Origin of the sequence: Alteromonas profundi (genome assembly GCF_010500865.1) — a bacterium.
GTDB classification, from domain to species: Bacteria; Pseudomonadota; Gammaproteobacteria; order Enterobacterales; family Alteromonadaceae; genus Alteromonas; species Alteromonas profundi.
The window spans coordinates 258528-278995 of sequence record NZ_JAAAWN010000001.1 but is presented as its reverse complement, the minus strand read 5'-3'; the positions used below and the strand labels follow the sequence as shown (position 1 = coordinate 278995).

Annotated in this window: 20 protein-coding genes; 3 read left to right on the top strand and 17 right to left on the bottom strand. The window is 44.5% G+C overall.

Annotated features, from left to right (window positions below):
* Position 1: 1 nt before the first annotated feature.
* The 14 genes from rnhB to rpsB form a co-directional block, all read right to left on the bottom strand.
* Positions 2–574 carry a ribonuclease HII gene (gene rnhB / locus GTH32_RS01225; protein WP_246223090.1) on the bottom strand — a complete coding sequence of 191 codons (573 nt, stop codon included), beginning with the start codon at positions 572–574 and terminating at the stop codon, positions 2–4.
* Positions 567–1715, bottom strand: coding sequence for a lipid-A-disaccharide synthase (gene lpxB, locus GTH32_RS01220; protein ID WP_163083405.1), 1149 nt, complete (start codon positions 1713–1715; stop codon positions 567–569). Before lpxB ends, rnhB begins: the two co-directional genes overlap by 8 nt.
* Position 1716: 1 nt before the next feature.
* On the bottom strand, positions 1717–2487 hold the full coding sequence (gene lpxA, locus GTH32_RS01215) for an acyl-ACP--UDP-N-acetylglucosamine O-acyltransferase (protein ID WP_163083404.1): 771 nt from the start codon (positions 2485–2487) through the stop codon (positions 1717–1719).
* Between the two features lie 6 nt (positions 2488–2493).
* Positions 2494–2940 carry a 3-hydroxyacyl-ACP dehydratase FabZ gene (gene fabZ / locus GTH32_RS01210; protein WP_163083403.1) on the bottom strand — a complete coding sequence of 149 codons (447 nt, stop codon included), beginning with the start codon at positions 2938–2940 and terminating at the stop codon, positions 2494–2496.
* 175 nt (positions 2941–3115) lie between these two features.
* Positions 3116–3631: an OmpH family outer membrane protein gene (locus GTH32_RS01205; RefSeq protein ID WP_163083402.1), complete on the bottom strand. Its 516-nt coding sequence runs from the start codon at positions 3629–3631 to the stop codon at positions 3116–3118.
* Between the two features lie 62 nt (positions 3632–3693).
* A complete protein-coding gene (gene bamA / locus GTH32_RS01200; RefSeq protein WP_163083401.1) occupies positions 3694–6171 on the bottom strand; it encodes an outer membrane protein assembly factor BamA in 2478 nt (825 codons plus the stop codon).
* Positions 6172–6229: 58 nt separating this feature from the next.
* Complete coding sequence (gene rseP / locus GTH32_RS01195; protein WP_163083400.1) at positions 6230–7582, bottom strand: sigma E protease regulator RseP; 1353 nt, start codon at positions 7580–7582, stop codon at positions 6230–6232.
* Entirely contained in the window at positions 7576–8763 is a 1188-nt protein-coding gene (gene ispC, locus GTH32_RS01190) for a 1-deoxy-D-xylulose-5-phosphate reductoisomerase (protein ID WP_163083489.1), read from the bottom strand. The genes rseP and ispC overlap by 7 nt, the downstream gene beginning before the upstream one ends.
* Positions 8763–9626, bottom strand: coding sequence for a phosphatidate cytidylyltransferase (locus GTH32_RS01185; RefSeq protein ID WP_163083399.1), 864 nt, complete (start codon positions 9624–9626; stop codon positions 8763–8765). The genes ispC and GTH32_RS01185 overlap by 1 nt, the downstream gene beginning before the upstream one ends.
* Before the next feature lie 54 nt (positions 9627–9680).
* Complete coding sequence (gene uppS / locus GTH32_RS01180; protein ID WP_163083398.1) at positions 9681–10463, bottom strand: polyprenyl diphosphate synthase; 783 nt, start codon at positions 10461–10463, stop codon at positions 9681–9683.
* An 8-nt stretch (positions 10464–10471) separates the two neighbouring features.
* Positions 10472–11029, bottom strand: coding sequence for a ribosome recycling factor (frr, locus tag GTH32_RS01175; RefSeq protein ID WP_163083397.1), 558 nt, complete (start codon positions 11027–11029; stop codon positions 10472–10474).
* A gap of 22 nt (positions 11030–11051) precedes the next feature.
* Positions 11052–11789: a UMP kinase gene (gene pyrH / locus GTH32_RS01170; RefSeq protein WP_163083396.1), complete on the bottom strand. Its 738-nt coding sequence runs from the start codon at positions 11787–11789 to the stop codon at positions 11052–11054.
* Between the two features lie 194 nt (positions 11790–11983).
* The gene (tsf, locus tag GTH32_RS01165) at positions 11984–12856 is read right to left on the bottom strand and encodes a translation elongation factor Ts (protein WP_163083395.1); all 873 of its coding nucleotides are present in this window, start codon (positions 12854–12856) and stop codon (positions 11984–11986) included.
* 123 nt (positions 12857–12979) lie between these two features.
* Positions 12980–13711 carry a 30S ribosomal protein S2 gene (gene rpsB, locus GTH32_RS01160; RefSeq protein ID WP_163083394.1) on the bottom strand — a complete coding sequence of 244 codons (732 nt, stop codon included), beginning with the start codon at positions 13709–13711 and terminating at the stop codon, positions 12980–12982.
* Positions 13712–14117: 406 nt separating this feature from the next.
* Between rpsB and map the strand changes: the two genes are divergently transcribed.
* The 3 genes from map to dapD all read left to right on the top strand — a co-directional run bounded on the left by map (position 14118) and on the right by dapD (position 18648).
* Positions 14118–14912 carry a type I methionyl aminopeptidase gene (gene map / locus GTH32_RS01155; RefSeq protein ID WP_163083393.1) on the top strand — a complete coding sequence of 265 codons (795 nt, stop codon included), beginning with the start codon at positions 14118–14120 and terminating at the stop codon, positions 14910–14912.
* Positions 14913–15175: 263 nt separating this feature from the next.
* The gene (glnD, locus tag GTH32_RS01150; protein WP_163083392.1) at positions 15176–17827 is read left to right on the top strand and encodes a [protein-PII] uridylyltransferase; all 2652 of its coding nucleotides are present in this window, start codon (positions 15176–15178) and stop codon (positions 17825–17827) included.
* The gene (dapD, locus tag GTH32_RS01145) at positions 17824–18648 is read left to right on the top strand and encodes a 2,3,4,5-tetrahydropyridine-2,6-dicarboxylate N-succinyltransferase (protein ID WP_163083391.1); all 825 of its coding nucleotides are present in this window, start codon (positions 17824–17826) and stop codon (positions 18646–18648) included. The genes glnD and dapD overlap by 4 nt, the downstream gene beginning before the upstream one ends.
* A gap of 142 nt (positions 18649–18790) precedes the next feature.
* On the opposite strand, the gene GTH32_RS01140 is transcribed toward dapD, so the two are convergent.
* From GTH32_RS01140 to GTH32_RS01130, 3 genes are read right to left on the bottom strand one after another with little or no spacing between them, the layout of a single operon-like run.
* Complete coding sequence (locus GTH32_RS01140; RefSeq protein ID WP_163083390.1) at positions 18791–19240, bottom strand: flavodoxin; 450 nt, start codon at positions 19238–19240, stop codon at positions 18791–18793.
* Positions 19241–19254: 14 nt separating this feature from the next.
* The gene (locus GTH32_RS01135; RefSeq protein WP_163083389.1) at positions 19255–20067 is read right to left on the bottom strand and encodes a pseudouridine synthase; all 813 of its coding nucleotides are present in this window, start codon (positions 20065–20067) and stop codon (positions 19255–19257) included.
* Position 20068: 1 nt separating this feature from the next.
* A complete protein-coding gene (locus GTH32_RS01130) occupies positions 20069–20389 on the bottom strand; it encodes a YqcC family protein (RefSeq protein WP_163083388.1) in 321 nt (106 codons plus the stop codon).
* Positions 20390–20468: the final 79 nt, after the last annotated feature.

Sequence of the window (20468 nt, the reverse complement as noted above, 5' to 3'; positions counted from 1 at the left end):
CTTATATCTCTTCTAATAGTGCCCTAACGGGTTTAAAGCTTTTGCGATAACAATCTAATACGCCAAACTCGGCTAAAGCAGCAAAATGTGCTTTGGTAGGGTACCCCTTATGGCCGGCAAAATTATATTGCGGATAGGCTTGGTGCAAGGTAAGCATATCATTATCACGCTCTACTTTTGCAATAATAGATGCCGCGGAAATTTCAGCATGTAAGCTATCACCTTTAACGATAGCTTCTGAAACATAATTCCACGCCGGCAGGCGATTACCGTCTACCCGCACCAGATCAGGCGTTACCCCCAGCGCCTCTACTGCGCGGGTCATAGCTAGCATAGTGGCATGCAATATATTCAGGCTATCTATTTCTTCAGGGCTTGCACGCCCAATACTCCAATAAAGCGCCTTAGAGCGAATTTCTTCAGCAAGGGCAACACGCTTTTTTTCACTTAATTTTTTCGAGTCAGTGAGACCTAGAATAGGATTACTTGGGTCTAAGATTACTGCTGCGGTTACCACATCTCCTACTAAAGGACCGCGCCCAACTTCATCTACACCGGCAATTAATTTATGCAAACAACTCCTCCAATACGGCTTTTGCTGCTGTTTTATCAGCATCACATTTTAGCGTATGGTGGAGGTCGGTGAAACGAGAAATAAGCAAAGAATTATCGCAATTGAAAAAATGCATAATCTGTTCGCTTAATGTTTCAGGGTTAACATCGTCTTGCAGTAGCTCTGGAATCAGCGCTTCATTGGCCAGCAGGTTAGGTAGGGTAAAATACGCAGCCTTATACAAACGCTGCATAATTTTATAGGTAAGCGGAGAAAGCTTATACGCGGCTACCATGGGCCGTTTGCACAGCATAGCTTCTAATGTAGCCGTTCCCGACGCAAGCAATATTACATCACTCGCTATCATCGCTTCCCGCGCTGTTCCTTCGCTAATGTGAATGGGTAAGTGAGAGATATCAGGCTCACAGTGGGCCAATACATCGCTAATTTGACTATATCTATGCTGGTTTGCTGCGGGGATCACAAAATGAATATCAGGGCGTAGTGTAGAGATACGCTTGATAGTTTGAACGAAAATTGGCAGTAAGGTGTCTACCTCACCTCTGCGCGAGCCGGGTAATACGGCCAATACAGGCGCATTTTCGGGTAAACCTAACTGAGTGCGCGCGGCTAACTGGTCGGGTTCAAGAGGTATACTATCTGCCATCGTGTGGCCTACGAAGGTATAAGGAACAGCGTATTTATCGTAAACCTGTTGTTCGAAGGGAAACAAACCAAGCACACGCCCCGCGGCCTGGGCTATTTTATGTACCCTTTTTTCCCGCCATGCCCATATAGTAGGGCTGACATAATGAACGGTTTTAATACCCTTTTGTTTTAACGCTTTTTCAATCCGCAAGTTAAAGTCGGGCGCATCGATACCCACATAAATATCTGGCGGATAACGTTCAAAATGCATTAATAAGGCTTTTTTGACTTTTAAAATAGCAGGCAAGTGAGACAGTACTTCTACTAACCCCATTACAGATAGGGTTTCCATATCAAACAGACTATGAAACCCTGCCGCTTGCATATGAGGGCCGCCAATACCTTCGATAATTGCATCTGGATATTGACGTTTGAGTTCTGCCACCACACCAGCGGCAAGTACGTCACCGGAGGGCTCTCCGGCGACCATAGCAATACGCAACAGTTTGGACATACTAACGGATGATGCCGCGTTCTGCTGAGCTTAAGAATGACGTCATTAGTTTCACGCCGGGGTTGCTGTCAGCTTGTTCAGCCAGTTTCTCGATAGCTTCTTCTACCGTATTACCTTCACGGTAAATGGTTTTATAAGCACGCTTAATGGCCATCACCTCAGACTTATCGAAGCCACGACGTTTAAGCCCTTCCGAATTTATCCCTTGGGGCACATTTTTTGTTCCGCTGACCATTACAAAGGGAGGCACATCACGCAAAATAATACCGCCTGCGCCAAGAAACGCATGGGCGCCAATTTTGCAAAATTGATGAATACCCACTGCGCCGCCTACGATAACAAAGTCATCGATATGAACATGGCCTGCCACCGCAACGTTATTAGCCACAATAATGTCATTGCCTAATACACAGTCGTGGGCAACATGGGCATTAGCCATCAGTAAGCAACGAGAACCGATAATAGTAATGCTATTATCTTGGACAGTACCACGGTGAACAGTCACACCTTCTCTAAACTCGTTATCGTCTCCAATAACTAGCTCAGTGCGCTCACCAGCATATTTCTTATCTTGGCAATCTTCACCGATAGAAGAAAACTGGTAAAACTTATTATTTTTGCCAATACGCGTGGGGCCGCGTACGACCACGTGTGATTTCAAAATACAGCCATCGCCAATAGACACATCATCATCGACCACACAAAATGGCCCTATGGTAACATTTTCGCCAATGGTCGCTTTTTCAGAAATTACCGCAGTTGGATGGATCACGTTATCCTATCTCTCTCTCATTGCACACATAAATTCTGCACTGCAGGCGACTTCTCCATCAACACTTGCAGTACCTTTAAATTTCCAAATCCCTCTGCGCTCTTTCAGCAAACACACGTCAAATTCCAGCTTATCGCCTGGAGTAACAGGACGCTTAAATCGCGCGTTATCTATTCCTGCATATAAGTATAGCTGATCGCTATTACCCATGGTTTTAAAACCGAGAACGCCAGCTGCTTGTGCTAACGCTTCAAGGATAAGTACCCCAGGGAAAATTGGCTGACCAGGAAAATGCCCCGTGAAACACGGCTCATTCATAGTGATGTTCTTATACGCTTTGATAGACTCACCCACAACATAATCTGTGACACGATCAACCAACAAAAAAGGATATCTGTGGGGCAATAGCGACAGAATTTCCTGAATATCAATGGTATTGAGTGAAGTAGCCAAAATTTTCTCCTGTAACGCAAGTATGACCGTTGTTTATTATGTGGTCACTCTCGCCTATAAAAACCAAAACGGCGGCAACCATACGCTGTTAAGCGCAAAAAACAAATCAGACCAACCCCTTTCGGACGTTGGTCTGATAAAAAACCAGTCATTACCTACCAGCGGTGGTAACCGATTAGTTAGCTTTACTAACTTGCGCTAACACATCTTCTGATAGGTCAATCTGATCGTTTGCAAACGCAACAGCGTTAGCGTTTAGGATTAGATCGTAACCTTGCTTCGCTGCAACTGAGTCGATGGCTTGTTTTATAAGACCTAACAACTTGTTACGCTCTTCGTTACTACGACGCTGAATATTCTGTTGTAGCGGCTGCGCTTTTTGAGATAACTGCTCACGAACCGTAAGAATTTTCTGTTCAAGATCCTTCTTTTCCTGCTCGCTCATTGTTGCAGCATCACGTTGCAAACGTTCCGCATAGAACTGACCGTCTCTTTGAAGTTGATTAACTTCTTCGATTTGATCTTTAAATTCCATTTGGATGGCGTTTTGTATTTCAGCAGCCTGCGGCATTGCCTGGAAAATACCTTGTACATCTACAACAGCCAATTTCTGCTCTGCCATTACTGAGGTACTTACTAGCGCGCTACTTAGCATTGCGCCTGCAACAAAATGTTTAACCAACTGTTTCAAAAGGAGCTCCTTTTATGCATCTTCTTATCTGGGCGAACCGCATACGATCCCCCGTTTAGTATTTAGAATGTCTGACCGATATTGAAGGTGAAGAATTTAGCATCGTCACCGTCGCGTTGTTGTATTGCTTTCGAGAAACTGAACACCATCGGTCCCATCGGTGAAATCCATTGTACCGAAACACCGGCAGAACTACGATACAGGCTCCAATCGGAATAGTCCATCAAGGTTCCGTATTGTGTAGAAGCTTGATCGAAAGCTTTGTACTCGTCGTAATCGAACTCAGTATCCCACACGTTACCCACATCCACAAACAAACTCGTACGTACTGAGTTATCCATTTCAGGTTCAACAAACGGCGTAGGGACAATCAATTCTATACCACCTAGTGCCATAGCGTTACCACCTAAGCTTCGGCTAGAGAGGGTAATAAAATCATCCGCTGGATCATTTGGATAAACTTCTCCATTTGGCCCCGTGGTAGTTCCACTGGTCGACCTAATTATACCGCGCGGCCCTACTGTGTTGTTTTCAAAGCCACGAAGTGAGTCAGCCCCACCGGCAGTAAAGTTCTCAGTAAACGGCAATATTTGCTCGTTACCATTGTTATCGCCATAACCATTTCCATAACCGAAACGAACTCTTGCTAGGAATGACCAACGCTGATTACGTGATAATGGGAAATACCACTTGCCATCAAACAACGTCTTAAAGTAGTTCACATCAGAGTTTGGTGTAGTAATACTAAACGATGCCCGCTGTGATGAACCTGCTGTTGGAAATAGGCCACGGTTTAGCGTACTTCTACTCCAACTAACGCTAGCAAGAAAACTATCGTACTTCACTGGCGCATCAGGATCATCGCCATCTAAGAATTGGTTATAGAATTGCTCGGTTTGTTCATAGTAGCCCCGATTATATAGCTCGACATTACTGTATGTTAGGCCGAAGTTGATACGGTTGAACTCATTGATTGGGTAGCCGATGTTCGCGCCTACAGACCATTGTTTAGAGTTATATTGAATAACGTTAAAGTCTGAGCCATCGAATTCACTATAGCCTAGTGAGCCCCCTAAACTGATACCGTCGATAGTAAAATAAGGGTCGTTATATGTTACTTGTGCCGAACGTTGATACGAAACCGTGCTTAGGTTTAAGCCTAAACGCTTACCGGTACCAAGGAAGTTATCTTGCTGGATGCCAGCTTGTAAGCTCAATTGAGTACGATCGCCATAACCTATACCGGCATTAAATGAACCAGAAGGTTGTTCTTTGACGTTAAAATTAACATCAACAAGGTCGTCTTGTCCGGGAAGGCGTACAGTATCGAATTCTACGTTTTCCATGTAGGTTAAACGAGAAAGTTGATTTTTTGACGACTCCAACAGGTTGTTAGACAACCAGGTTCCTTCCATTTGGCTCACGTTTTGACGCAATACACTATCAGCGGTAACTACGTTTCCGTTAAACTTAATGCGGTTCACGTAAATTCGCTTGCCTGGGTCAACCGACAAGGTCAGCTTTACTGTTTTATCTTCGTCGTTGATATCTGGTACTGTGGTTACAGTAGGATAAGCATAGCCAAAGCGCCCGAGGTATTTACTAATAAATTCTTCTGTGTAGGTTACTTCAGCCTGATTGTAAAGTTCACCCGGCGTTAACGGGAGCACACGTTCGATATATTCTTCGTGGCCGAGAACATCACCTACGAGCTCAACCTCAGAAATAGTGTACTGTTCACCCTCGGTAACATTCATCGCCACGTAAATCCCTGACTTTTCGGGCGTCATGGACACCTGGGTCGAATCTACGTTAAAGCGCAAATAACCGCGGTCTAAGTAGTGGTTACGTAGGGTTTCCATATCACCTTGCAATGTTTGTTGCTGATAGCGGGTTTCTGAAAGAAAATCCCACCACGGTGCATCAAATTGCAGTTCAAATCGTTCCATTAATTCGGTATCAGAAAACACCTCGTTACCAACGATATTAATTTGTTCTATTTTCGCCGCATCGCCTTCTTCGAAAAGCAATTTCAAATCTACACGATTACGTGGCAAGGGCGTAATAATCGCGGTTACATCCGCGTTATATTTACCTATGCTGTAAAAGAAATCCTTTAGACCGTTTTCAATAGAGGTTAAAACGGTTTTATCGAGAGGTTCACCAACGCGAATACCGTTGCCGTCCAAACTTTCCTGCAACTGCTCGTCTTTAATATCATCATTACCGTCGTAAATGATATTACTTATAGTAGGACGCTCAGATACACGTACGATCAGTGTCCCCCCGTCTCGTGCTATTTCGACATATTCGAAGTGGGTGGAGGAATACAAAGAACGGATAAGTTGGGTTACCCGAAAAGTATTAAGCTCATCGCCTACCTGCACTGGCAAATAGGTTAATGCTGCACCAAGTGCAACTCGCTGGAGTCCTTCTACACGAATATCTTCGACAACGAATTCACTGTTTTGCGCCGCAGCATTGGCAAAGCTAGCACTGGAAAAAATGGCTCCGGCTGCTACTAACTGTTTTAACTTCATCTATTTTTCTTTTCCTGGCCGCGTTTTATGTTAGCTGTTTTGAAAAACCTGAATTTCATCAGGCTATGCGAGCAATATCGTTCATAATAGCGATACCCATTATCATAAACAGAAGCACGCCACCTATTCTGTAACCCCACTCCTGTGCCGCTTCAGGTACAGGTTTTCCGGTAAGCCATTCAATGGTGTAAAACATCAAATGCCCCCCATCAAGCATGGGCAAGGGTACTAAATTAATTATGCCTAAATTCACACTAATTAAGGCAAGAAAACTCAAAAAGTAAGCCAGCCCGTAACCGGCACTGGTACCTGCTCCTTGAGCGATTGAAATAGGCCCGCTTAAATTTTTAAACGATATATCGCCGGTAATCAGCTTGCCTATCATTTCGACACTTAATGTCATAAGACGCCACGTTTTATCAAGTGACTTCCCAATTGCCTCTACTATGCCATATTGGTGCGTAAACACATACCCCTCTGGCCAAGGCTCAAATGTCGGACTTACGCCAAGATACCCACGTTGCCCCTGTGGCGTATCTTGCTGGGCAATCGTTGCCCTTAGCTGTTGTTGCTGACCACTTCGCTCAATTGTTAGTTCAATTTCTTTCGCAGGGTTATCTACAATAAAATCGACTAAAGCCTGCCACGAAGATAATGCTTCGCCATTTACGGCGACTAACTTGTCACCAACTTGCAGCCCCGCTTGCTGAGCGGCGCTTCCTTCACCAATAAAACCTACATTGAGAGTTGGTGTAGGGCGATAAGGGGTTATCCCTAAGCTGCTTAATGGAGACTCGCTATCAGGATCAAAGTTCCAATTATCAAGTGTAAATGTAACGACTTTTTCACCATTGTTTGGTGTAAGTAGCGTAACGAGCGCTTCTTCTTGGCCTATACGCGACACCATTTCTAGGTTTACTGCTTCCCAATCGGGAGTGGCTCTATCGCCGACTTTTAAAAACTCATCCCCTTCACTAACGCCTGCTATAGCAGCAATACTGTCGGGTTTAACGTTTTGAATAACCGGTTTTACGGTTTGTAACCCCACCAAAAACATGAGCCATAACGCAAAAAAGGCGAAAATAAAATTCACCCCTGGGCCTGCCGCGATTATGGCCATGCGCTGAAATACTGATTTATGATTAAAGGCTTTATGTTCTAGCTCTGGTGGTACGTCATCAATCCTACCATCTAGCATTCTTACATAGCCGCCCAGAGGGATCATAGCGATAACATATTCGGTGCCAGATTTACCCACTCGGCGCCACAGCGGCTTACCAAAGCCAATAGAAAAACGTTCTACCTGAACGCCACATAAGCGGGCAACATAGAAATGCCCCCACTCGTGAACAGCCACTAATATACCTAACGCAACAATGAAAGCGCCAAGACTCCACAAAAAACCTAACATGCAAACTTACCTTTAATAATGGCTGTCGCGACATCGCGTGCGATGGCATCCTGTTCTACTATTTGTTGGAGAGATGAAACTGACACTTGTTCCATTTTATTTAGCGTCTCTTCATTCACTTTAGCAATATCACAAAAGCCAATGTGGCCATCTAAAAAGTGTGCCACCGCCACTTCATTCGCCGCGTTTAGCCGCGTAGTTGCAGCTTGCCCTTCTTCACAAGCTTCAATGGCCAATTTTAAATTAGGATAGCGTTCATAACAGGGAGGCTGAAAGCTGAAGTTTGCCATATCAGCGAAATCCAGCGGGGCAACCCCCGCTTCAATACGCGCTGGGTGGGCAAGACCATAGGCAATGGGTGTGCGCATATCTGGGTTGCCCATCTGCGCAATCACCGAGCCGTCTACGTATTGCACCATCGAATGAATGATGCTCTGCGGATGGATAACTACTTCTATATCTTTTGCTTTAGCACCAAACAACCAACATGCTTCAATAAACTCCAGCCCCTTGTTCATCATGGTTGCTGAATCGATAGTAATCTTTCGCCCCATCGACCAGTTGGGATGCGTGCTCGCTTCGTCCACCGTGATTGATGAAAAGCTTTCAAGGGGGCGTTCTCGAAATGGGCCCCCTGAACCGGTAAGAAGGATACGACTTATACCCGACTGAGATAGGTTGCCGTATTGAAAATTATCGGGGAGGCACTGGAAAATAGCGTTGTGCTCGCTATCTATGGGTAATATGTCAGCGCCACTTTGATTTGCAGCCTCGATAAATAACGCCCCTGACATAACCAGTGCTTCTTTGTTTGCCAACAATACCTTCTTGCCAGCTTTCACCGCACTTAAGGTAGGTAACAGGCCAGCTGCACCAACGATAGCTGCCATAACAGCATCCACTTCGCCAGCACACGCCACATCTTCTAAGGCTTTAGCGCCACAAAGTATTTCCGCCGTTACCTGGTATTTCGCTGCCAGTTCAACGGCTTTAGCATAATACTGCTCATCAGCCACTACCACATACCGCGGGGCACACTGACATGCTTGGCGCATCAGTAAATCAACTTGTGCATTGCCTGTTATCGCAAATACGCGAAAACGCTCTGGGTGGCGCTGTACAACATCTAACGTACTACACCCAATTGAGCCCGTTGCGCCCAAAACAGTAATGGTTTGCATCATGCCATCCACGTTACATAACAAAACGCAAAAACAGGAAATGCGGCCGTTAAACTATCGATACGATCGAGTACGCCACCGTGGCCTGGAAGAATTCGCCCGCTGTCTTTAATACCGGCACAACGCTTAAGCATACTCTCGTTTAAATCGCCTAACGCAGACACTGCCACGGTAACGCCCCCAATAACCAAATGCAGTACAATGCGCGATGGCTCTACCTGATAGTGAAGTGCGGCAAAAGCGATAATCGCGAAAGAGGCCGCTATGCCCCCTAATAGGCCTTCTAAACTTTTACCTGGAGACACATTCGGGCGCAGCTTATGACGACCAAACTTAACCCCAACAAAAAAAGCACCGATATCTGCGGCCCATACAATACCCAACACGTAGAAAATAAGAGAGGCACCATAGAGAGGGTCTACATCGTAAAGGCTTGTTCTAAGCGCAATAACGGCTACCCAAGTAGGAATAAGCGTAAGTAAACCAAAAAGCATGCGTATAGCGCGGCTATTGCGCCAAAAGGCCGTGTATTTAGGATAGGCCAGTACCATAAACAAGGACACTATCCACCATATGGTGGCTACCCCTAAAATAAAGCGGTAAAGCCCATGAAGTTGCCCCTGATACCAAATAACATTGGCATTGACGTACAAAGACAAAGCAATACAAATGGCAAAGGCAATTGCCATAAACACCAGTTTTTGAGGGCGCTGGCAAATACCAGACATGTTAGCCCACTCGTAGGCACCTATAGCTACTACGCCAGATATAGCAATTTCAAACCAAAAAATAGGTAAATATAAAATGGCGAAAAGCGCGGAAGGCGCAAGAATTAATGCGGTTATTATTCGTTGTTTTAGCATATTTGGCGCTCGGCTCCTGTGTGCAGGTTGGCCCTTTTGCCCGTGTGCATTTTACTAACTGCCGGGGGTAAGGAGTTGCTCACCGGTTAGCCCAAATCGGCGCTGGCGAACATTGAAATCGTCTACGGCCAATTGAAACACTTCTTCATTGAAGTCAGGCCATAATACATCAGTGAAGAATAATTCCGCATAGGCACACTGCCATAGCAAAAAGTTACTAATGCGGTGCTCACCGCCAGTGCGGATAAGCAAGTCTAATTCAGGAAGTTTGGCAGTAGAAATATGCGTGGAAAAAGTATCTTCGTTAATATCGTCAACGCGCATTTCGCCCGTTGCAACGTGCTGAGCGACAACTTTCGCCGCGTTTACAATGTCCCATCTGCCACCATAATTAGCGGCGATGTTTAACACAAGATCTTGGTTATTTTCCGTCATCGCTTCAGCTTTTCGGATCTTTTCAACCAGCTTGCTATCAAAAGCACTAACGTCGCCGATAACTTTCAAGCGCACGCCATTTTTATGCAGCCGTTTAGCTTCACTGTTTAAAACTAAGTTAAACAGCTCCATTAGGACACTGACCTCTTCTTCAGGACGTTTCCAGTTTTCACTAGAAAATGCAAACAGTGTAAGTGATTGTATGTTCGCTTTGCGGGCAAATCTTACCGCTGCTCTCACCGACTCAACACCAGCTTTGTGTCCGAAAGTACGAATCTTCCCTTTCTTTTGCGCCCAACGACCATTGCCATCCATAATGATGGCAACATGGTTAGGGCCAGCAACAGGTGCTGGCTCTACCGTTTGAGTCGTGTTGGCCGCGTTTGACGGCTTCCCAATCATAATACTAATTACACTTCCATTAGTTCTTTTTCTTTATCAGCAAGCATGCTGTCAACTTTCTTAATGAAGTCATTGGTAATAGACTGAATATTTTCTTCAGCTGCGCGGCTTTCATCTTCGCTTATTTCTTTTTCTTTAAGCAAATCTTTAACGTCGCTATTGGCATCGCGTCGGATATTGCGAATGGCCACACGACCGCCTTCCGCTTCGTTACGCACAACACGAATTAAGTCTTTACGGCGCTCTTCTGTTAATGGCGGTAGTGGAATTCGAATAGAACCACCAGCGCTCATTGGGTTTAAGCCCAAGTCCGACTGCATAATTGCTTTTTCTACCGCCTGAATAGCGCTCTTATCAAACACAGTAAGCGCCAGTGTACGGCTGTCTTCAGCAATTACATTCGCTACCTGCTTTAAGGGCGTGTCGGTACCATAATAAGGCACCATAATACCGTCAAGTAAACTTGGGTGTGCGCGCCCTGTGCGAATCTTGCTAAACTGACTTTTCAGTGCACTGATGCTTTTTTCCATACGCTCTTGCGCATCTAATTCTATTTCATCAATCACAGTAATATTTCCTATTTTCTAATTAATCATTGCCAATATGGCTGATGAGCGTGCCTTCTTGCTCACCCATAACAACGCGCTTTAAGCAACCAGGCTTATTCATATTAAAGACACGAATGGGAAGGCCATGATCACGCGCTAACGTAAAGGCTGATAAATCCATCACTTTTAGTTCTTTTTCAAGAACCTCTTGATAGCTAAGCTGTTTATATAAAGTAGCCTCAGGGTTTTTAACCGGGTCATCACTATAAACGCCATCTACCTTAGTGGCTTTTAAAACTGCATCGGCTTCTATTTCAATCCCGCGTAGGCAGGCTGCCGAGTCAGTGGTGAAAAATGGGTTGCCGGTGCCGGCGGAAAAGATAACAACACGACCAGACTTTAACAAGCTAATTGCTTCAGCCCAGTTATATGCATCACAAACCCCGTTAAGAGGAATCGCTGACATCATGCGTGCATTTACAAACGCACGGTGAAGGGCATCACGCATTGCCAAACCATTCATCACGGTAGCAAGCATACCCATGTGGTCACCTACCACGCGGTTCATACCGGCTTTAGCTAACCCTTCTCCACGAAATAGGTTGCCTCCGCCAATCACTAAGCCCACTTGTACGCCCAGTTCCACCAATTCCTTGATTTCTTGCGCCATACGGTCGAGCACTTTAGGGTCGATGCCAAAGCCTTCATCACCCATTAGGGCTTCACCACTAAGCTTTAACAGAATGCGTCGGTACGCTGATTTCGGTGTGATACTCATTATTCGATATGTCCTCGTAAACCCATCTTGTCGTATTCCTTTTCTAGCATCTAGATTGTCAAATGAACAGCGAAAAAGAATAGGACAAAATGCTTCTGCGACCTGTATCTGCGGGGCACAGCTATAAAAAAGCACCTCCGAAGAGGTGCCTTAGTTTATCTGACATTCGCAGAATGCAAAAGACAAACGCCCAATTATTTCTTGGCCGCTTCCATTTGCGCTGCAACTTCTGCTGCGAAGTCTTCAGTTTTCTTCTCGATACCTTCACCTACTTCGAAACGTACGAAGTTGATTACGTCAGCATTGTTGTTTTTAAGCAACTCAGCAACGCTCATTGAAGGATCTTTAACGAAAGGCTGACCAGTTAGGCTTACTTCACCAGTAAACTTCTTCATGCGGCCTGCAACCATTTTCTCAGCGATGTCAGCTGGCTTACCAGACTGCATAGCGATATCGATTTGGATTTCTTTCTCTTTTTCTACTACTTCAGCAGGAACATTTTCTGGCTTAACATACTGCGGGCTAGCAGCAGCAACGTGCATTGCTACGTCTTTAGCTAGTTCTTGATCGCCACCAGTAAGGATAGAGATAACACCAATACGCGCACCGTGTACGTATGCACCTAGTGTTTCGCCTTCCACGTTGATAACGCGACGTGGAGAGATGTTTTCACCAATTTTAGCAACCAAAGTATCACGTGCTTCGCTTACTTTAACGCCGTTTAGTTCAGCAGCATTAAGTGCATCGATGTCGTTGATATTGTTTGCAGAAGCCAGTTCTAGCAAATCGTTACCAAATTTAAGGAAACTTTCGTCGCGTGCAACGAAGTCAGTTTCACAGTTAAGCTCAAGCATAGTCGCACGACCATCTTCAACTTTAGTAAGGATTACACCTTCAGCGGCGATACGGCCAGCTTTCTTAGCGGCTTTTGCCTGACCTGATTTACGCATGTTTTCAATGGCTAGTTCAATGTCACCATCCGTCTCAACCAGGGCTTTTTTACAATCCAGCATACCTGCGCCCGTACGTTCGCGCAGTTCTTTAACTAGTGCTGCAGTCACTGCCATTTTTCAATTCCTCAGCATTAAATATAAAATTCGTTAGGTAAAAGGGGCGCAATCGCCCCTCTCAATACGTTTCGTATTTTAGTACTGTCACATTATTATTCTATGACAGTATAACAGTCAGTATTACTCTGCTGCTTCTACGAAGTCGTCTTGCTCAGCTTGAGCTTCAAGATTGCTATCGCGACCTTGATTTACGGCATTAGCTGCGGCGTCCAAGTAAAGTTGGATAGCACGGATAGCATCGTCGTTACCAGGGATGATGTAATCAACACCGTCTGGGTTAGAGTTTGTATCTACTACACCTACTACTGGAATACCAAGGTTACGCGCTTCAGTAATTGCGATGTGCTCGTGGTCAGCGTCAACTACGAAGATTACGTCTGGAAGACCGCCCATGTCCTTGATACCACCAAGGCTGCTTTCAAGCTTTTCCATTTCACGTTGAAGCATAAGTGCTTCTTTCTTCGTTAGCTTTTCAAAAGTACCATCTTGGCTTTGTTGCTCAAGATCTTTCAAACGCTTGATTGATTGACGAACTGTTTTCCAGTTAGTCAACATACCACCTAACCAACGCTTGTTTACGTAGAATTGGTCACATTTTTGTGCCGCTTCTTTCACTGCTTCACCTGCAGCGCGCTTTGTACCTACGAAAAGGATTTTCCCTTTCTTAGAAGCAACACCAGAGATATAGTTAAGTGCGTTGTTAAACAGTGGAACTGTTTTTTCAAGGTTGATGATGTGAACTTTGTTACGAGCGCCAAAAATGAAAGGCTTCATTTTTGGGTTCCAGTAACGAGTTTGGTGACCGAAATGCACACCGGCTTTCAGCATGTCACGCATAGAAACATTAGCCATTTTATTTTCCTCTTGGGGTTAGGCCTCCATATACCCCTTGTATCGATCCAGCCTAATAGCAAACTAGGTTGGACACCCCGATAACAAGTGTCGGTATATGTGTGTTTTAATAAAATAATATACTCATTCGACAGCCACCGCCCCTCTTATGAGAAACAGGCATTCTGCCGGAGCGCGCGCTTTATACCATAGCCCCCGAAAATACTCAAGTTTCAGCACCAGAGAATCGTGGGTAAATACCGGCAAGAACACACAGCAAACACGCTTAAAACGCTTTTTATCCGGCGGACATAAACGAAGGAAAACGTCTGTTTTTCAGCAGGATACTCAGACTGGCTTGATTAGTGTTATACTAATCACAGTAAGATATGGAACCATTTTAGTTAAAAACGATTTGAGAGGCGCTGTGTCAGCAATTATCAAAACCCCTGAAGAAATCGAAAAGATGCGTGTGGCAGGAAAATTAGCCGCCGACGTATTAACAATGATTACGCCCCATGTAAAAAAGGGCGTTACTACCGACGAATTAAATACAATTTGTCATGATTATATCGTAAACGAGCAAAACGCGATTCCTGCACCGCTTAATTACGGTCACCCACCGTTTCCAAAATCTATTTGTACGTCGGTGAATCACTGTATTTGTCATGGCATACCTTCAGACAAAAAACTGAAAGACGGGGATATTCTTAATATCGACGTAACTGTTATTAAAGATGGTTACCATGGCGATACGTCAAAAATGTTCACCGTTGGTAAGCCTTCTATTCTTGCCGAGCGTCTTATTCGTGTTACGCAAGAATGTCTTTACCAAGCTATCCAAGAAGTTAAGCCTGGTATGCGCTTAGGCGATATCGGCCACATTTGCCAAACACATGCAGAAAAGCATAACTATTCAATAGTTAGAGAATACTGTGGCCACGGTATTGGCGCAAGTTTCCACGAAGAACCACAAATTGTTCATTATGGTAAGCCTGGCACCGGCGAAGAACTGCTTCCGGGCATGTGTTTTACCATTGAACCTATGGTAAACGCTGGCAAACGCTATTCGAAGGTATTGCCTGATCAATGGACGGTTGTAACGAAAGATAGAAGTTTAAGCGCCCAATGGGAACATACTTTGTTGATGACTGAAACTGGCGTTGAAATTCTCACCCTAAGAGAAGAAGAAACGATTGACCGTGTAATTTCTCACAGCTAATCGCCATTTCGCTATGCGCAGTTAGCTTTTGCAGCTGCGCATGGGTTTACAATACACCTCCTTACCCCCCTTCTCTATTTCTTTAACACTGGTTTATTTTTTCGTTATCGCTCAGCCATAAATAGGGTTTTCTCCGCTATAACATTTTTATATATTTATTCACTAAATCAGTGGCAATATGCACTAAATACCCACTGCGAATTTGCATCAATTCGTGATATGGTTCATGGCGTTCGATTAGATGTATGCAAAGAAGGTATATTTTGACGCTTCAATCATTGATTAAATCCATAGAGAGTATTAGTTCGGTAGACGATATACCAGCTATAAAGTCCTGTGTCGAAAGTAGTTATACGTGGATCCGAAGTGCGTTTGATAACACGCCGGTTAATCAATTAGTTATCGGTCGAGCACAATTTGTAGATGCCTTACTTTGCCATTTGTGGGAACTCTATGGGCTCGACACCCACCCAGATCTCGCGCTATGTGCGGTAGGTGGCTATGGCCGCGGTCACCTACAACCTTATTCCGATATAGACCTCCTTATTGTAAGCAAACGCCCCCTCAAACCTGAATTCCAAGAAAAAGTAGGTCTGTTTATTACTCTACTTTGGGATATCAAGTTAGATGTGGGTCAATCGGTTCGCACCATCAAAGAAACGGTAAAACTGGCCAAAGACGATATCTCTATCGCAACTAATCTTGTTGAAAGCCGCCTTTTATGCGGAAGCGAATCTGTTTTCGATAAGTTATGGGAAGAAGTAAACGGCCGAAATACATGGAGCAGCAAAGCATTCTTTAGCGCTAAGTATGAAGAACAAAAAAATCGCCACGCTAAGTTTAATGGTACTGCATACAACCTTGAGCCGAATATAAAGGAAAACCCAGGTTGTTTACGTGATATTCAATCTATTGGCTGGGTAGCTAAAAAACACTTTAAAGAATATGACGGCTGGAACTTAGTGGGCCATGGCTATTTCACTGAACAAGAGCACAGTGAACTAATCGCCTGTCGTATGCATTTATGGAAAATGCGCTGCGCATTACATCTTGTTGCCCAACGTAGTGAAAACCGCCTATTATTTGATTACCAGCCTGACGTTGCAACCATGCTAGGGTATGGCGAAGAAGGAAAAGCGTCGGTAGAAAAAATGATGCGCGACTTTTTTCGCACCATAGCGCGGGTGTCAGAACTCAATCAAATGCTATTGCAACGCTTTAAATACGACATGTTAAATCAAAGCGTTCAAAGCAGCGCTATAATTAATCAAGATTTTGAATTACTTGATAATATGATATCGCCGCGGCGAGAAGACGTTTTCACTGCGCCAGAAGATATTCTCGACTTTCTAAATGTCATAACCAACACCCCTGAAGTTCAAGGGCTAACCACCAGCTGCATTCGACAGTTGCGTAACGCCCACAGAGAATTTGAAGATGTGTATTTTGTCGAGCGTCCGGCATGCCGCGAAAAGCTGATGATTTTGCTACGCCAACCCGACTTTTTTAACTACGCTTGGGATGTTATGCATCATTATGGCATATTGCAGGCTTATCTGCCTGAATGGGATGCTATTGTAGGTATGATGCAATTTGACTTATTTCATGCATATACAGTGGACGAACATACCCACCGACTGGTTAAGCACGTTAACTTTTTCTTTTCAAAAGAAAACAAAGACTTCCCCCGCTGTGGACGCATTTGTCGCAACCTTGATAAGCCCGAAGTTTTATATATCGCTGCAATATTTCACGATATTGCGAAAGGACGAAACGGCGATCATTCTACGCTTGGCGCCATAGATGTGGCGAAATTCTGTGAACAACATGACGTGCCTGATGAAGATGCCACCATGATTGCTTGGTTGGTGGAAAACCACCTTCTTATGTCTGTTGTGGCCCAGCGACGGGATATCTACGACCCCGAAGTTATCAGCGAATTCGCAAGTGCCATTAGAAGCCACAACCATCTGAACTTGCTTTACACGCTAACCCTAGCCGATATCCGCGCTACCAACGATAACTTATGGAATGACTGGAAGGCATCGTTGTTAAGAGAGCTGTATTTAATGACGCAAAAGGCGTTAGACAACGGCTTACAATGCCAAGTTACACTAAACGAACGGGTAGCAAACCATAAACATCAGGCCAGTAAAATACTGCGCGAAAAAGCCGTGGACCCTATTGCCACAGAAACACTTTGGGCACGATTTGACGATGACTATTTTGTGCGCTTTAAGCCCACGCAGATTGCATGGCATACACAAGAGATAATTCAGGCGCAGAATGATTGGTTAACAGCGGATAACCATGGTCTGTTAGTGAAAGCCAACGACAATAGTGCAAAAGGGGGGACAGAGATCTTTATTTACGGCAAAGATCGAAAGGCCCTTTTTGCTCAAGTTGCATCAGTTTTAGACAGTCGCAACTGCTCTATCCACGACGCCCATGTAACGGTAACTCGCGATGGTTATGTCTTCGATAGCATGCTTGTTTTAGAGCAGGACGGCTCACGCTTATCCTCAGATTCTCGCATACAGTCGTTAGAAAAAGCCGTATCAGATCAGCTAGAAAAACCTGGGCGTTCACACGAAAATAAACGTAAACTGCCCCGCCAAATGAAACAACTGGACGTACCAACTAAGGTTCGCTTTTTTAATATTAACGAAGAAGCTACTCTAGTAGAGCTAGAAGCACTGGACGCCCCCGGCATATTAGCTAAAATTGGCCATGCGTTTGTCGATACTAACGTAACCCTAAAATTAGCAAAAATAGCCACCATCGGCGAACGAGCCGAAGATATATTTATTGTCAGTAATGATGCTGGCAAAGCTTTAACCCAAGAACAACAAGTAAGCTTGAAGAAGCGTATTTTGTTTAAACTCGACCAACTTGAAGATATCACTATACCATGAATGAATTGAAAGCCATTATTGAAGACGCCTTCGAAAATCGCGATAGCATTAACCCAACAGACGCGCCAGCTGAAGTAAAGCAAGCCGTTACTGACAGTATTGCACTATTAAACAGCGGTAAAGCACGGGTAGCGGAAAAAATTGCCGGTGAATGGGTTGTTCATCAATGGCTAAAAAAAGCCGTTTTACTCTTTTTCCGTTTGCATAATAATGAAGTAATAGACGGTGCTGAAAGCAAGTTTTACGACAAAGTTCCGCTTAAATATACCGACTACACGGCGGCGCAATTTGCCCAAGAAGGTGTACGTATTGTTCCCCCAGCCGCAGTACGAACAGGCACATTTGTAGGTAAAAATGCCGTTGTTATGCCCTCTTACGTAAATATCGGTGCGTTCGTTGATGAAGGCACTATGGTAGATACATGGGCGACAGTAGGCTCTTGTGCGCAAATTGGTAAAAATGTACACCTTTCCGGCGGTGTAGGTATTGGTGGCGTACTTGAACCCCTACAAGCTAATCCCACAATTATAGAAGATAACTGTTTTATCGGCGCGCGCTCTGAAATTGTTGAAGGTGTTATCGTTGAAGAAGGCGCGGTTATTTCAATGGGTGTATATATTAGCCAAAGTACCCGTATCTACGATCGTGAAACCGGCGAAATTCATTATGGACGCGTACCTGCAGGCTCTGTGGTGGTATCAGGTAACCTTCCAAGCGCCGACGGTAAATACGGCCTATATGCAGCAATCATTGTAAAAAAAGTTGATGCAAAAACGCGTGCAAAAGTAGGTATTAATGCTTTATTGCGTAGCGTGGAATAAAACCAACCACCTCGGTAAAAGCAAATTTTAGAACGCGAAGAAGCGTCTGATTTTAAGTAACCCCAGTAATGGATAGACCCAACATTTGGGGTTACTTTTTTTAGACGCTTTTTTTACACCTTCACTTTACACACAATGATAGTTAGGCCAGTAAATTATCTTTAATCGTGTTAACCCATTCAACCACATCTTTTTCCGGCTCAAGGGTTTCCATCGCATCTACCGCTAGCATATCAGCCACCGGCTTCGCCTGAAGTTCTTGTAATAAGGCTTGAAATTGCTTTCCCGCTCCACAGAAACTATCGCCATAGCTGCTATCGCCTAAAGCAGCCACTGCGAAGGGTTTGTCTGTAAGCATAGGAAAGTCATCTTTTAGATCAGAAAAGACGAATTCTAAATTTGGTGGCACATCGCCTTGCCCTGTGGTCGACGTAATCACAAGTAGGGCGTCTGCATCGGTAAAGTCGCTCACCGACGGATCGCTTTCTAATTCACAGTCGATCCCCTGCTCTGCTAAACTTTCTTCTACCTGTTCAGCTACATGCTGTGCATTACCGTAAACAGTACCTGCAATTATTTTCAAACTAGCCATTACTACCTCAATAGTTACTTTTCATGGAGCACTTCAAAGGGCCGCCATGCATTCAACGTGTTCATCATATTGTCGTGCATATTAGCAGATACCGTCATCCACTTCCCATTCACAGGATGATAAAACCCCATTTGAGTACAAGTTAAGGCCAAATTTCTAAAATTAAACGCGTTCTGCATAAATTTATTTTGTTTGCCATCGCCATGGGTAGTGTCACCCACAATTGGATGACGAATATGTACCATGTGCCGACGTAACTGATGCTTGCGTCCTGTGGTAGGGTTTAGCTTTACCAGTGAATAGCGCGCTGTTGAGTATTTTCCCACGGCAAAAGGCAGTTCAAAGCGTTTAACCGCTGTGTACATGGTAGTCGCTTGTTGAGGTAACGGCTGTTGCCTTCTGTGCTTGTCGGCTATTTTATCAAACCTATATTTAAGTGCGTAATCTATCATTCCTGTGCCACGTACGTAGCCCCTTACAATGGCATGATATTCTTTGTGCACTTGTTTACTCATCATCTGCTCACCTAAGCTTGCCGCTATCTTACCGTCAAAGCTAAATAGCAATACCCCCGAAGTAGGTCTGTCTAAGCGGTGGGCGGGAAATACATGGCGGCCTATTTGGTCACGTAAGGTTTGAACAGCAAACTGAGTTTCTTTTTTATCAATAGGACTTCTATGAACCAATAACCCCGGCGGCTTATCAATAGCGACAATATGAGCGTCTTGGTACAGCACGTTTAAAGGCTTGCCTTGTAAAGGGTCACTCTGGGTGCGTGCCTCATCTTCATTGGTAGAAAACGAGGACGTATAATTACGGGTGCTCATACTATTTATCACTGTTGGATTGCGTTAATGCATCAAGTAAATAAAGTTGCTCTATCACGATGTTGGCATTGTTAGGCAAATATACCTCTGCTGCGGGGGCGATAGCCATAGAAGGGGGTAATTGACCTTGCGCTATCATTTGGCGACACTTGGAAATGAACACAAACGCCAACCAGCTGGTAAATGGCATGGTATCAATCGCAAAAGGCTGGGTACTCGACAGCGCCGATGGGCTTGGTGGCGTATTTGGTAATAAACCTTGTTCCTCAAGTATATTCTCAAGCTCATCCAAACGGGCTTCAAACTCTAATAAAGCAGACAACGTGGCTCCTTTTAGTATGAACTAACATTCTCAATACAGATTAACGGGACAAGGCAGATTGTATCACCGTGCCCGCTTT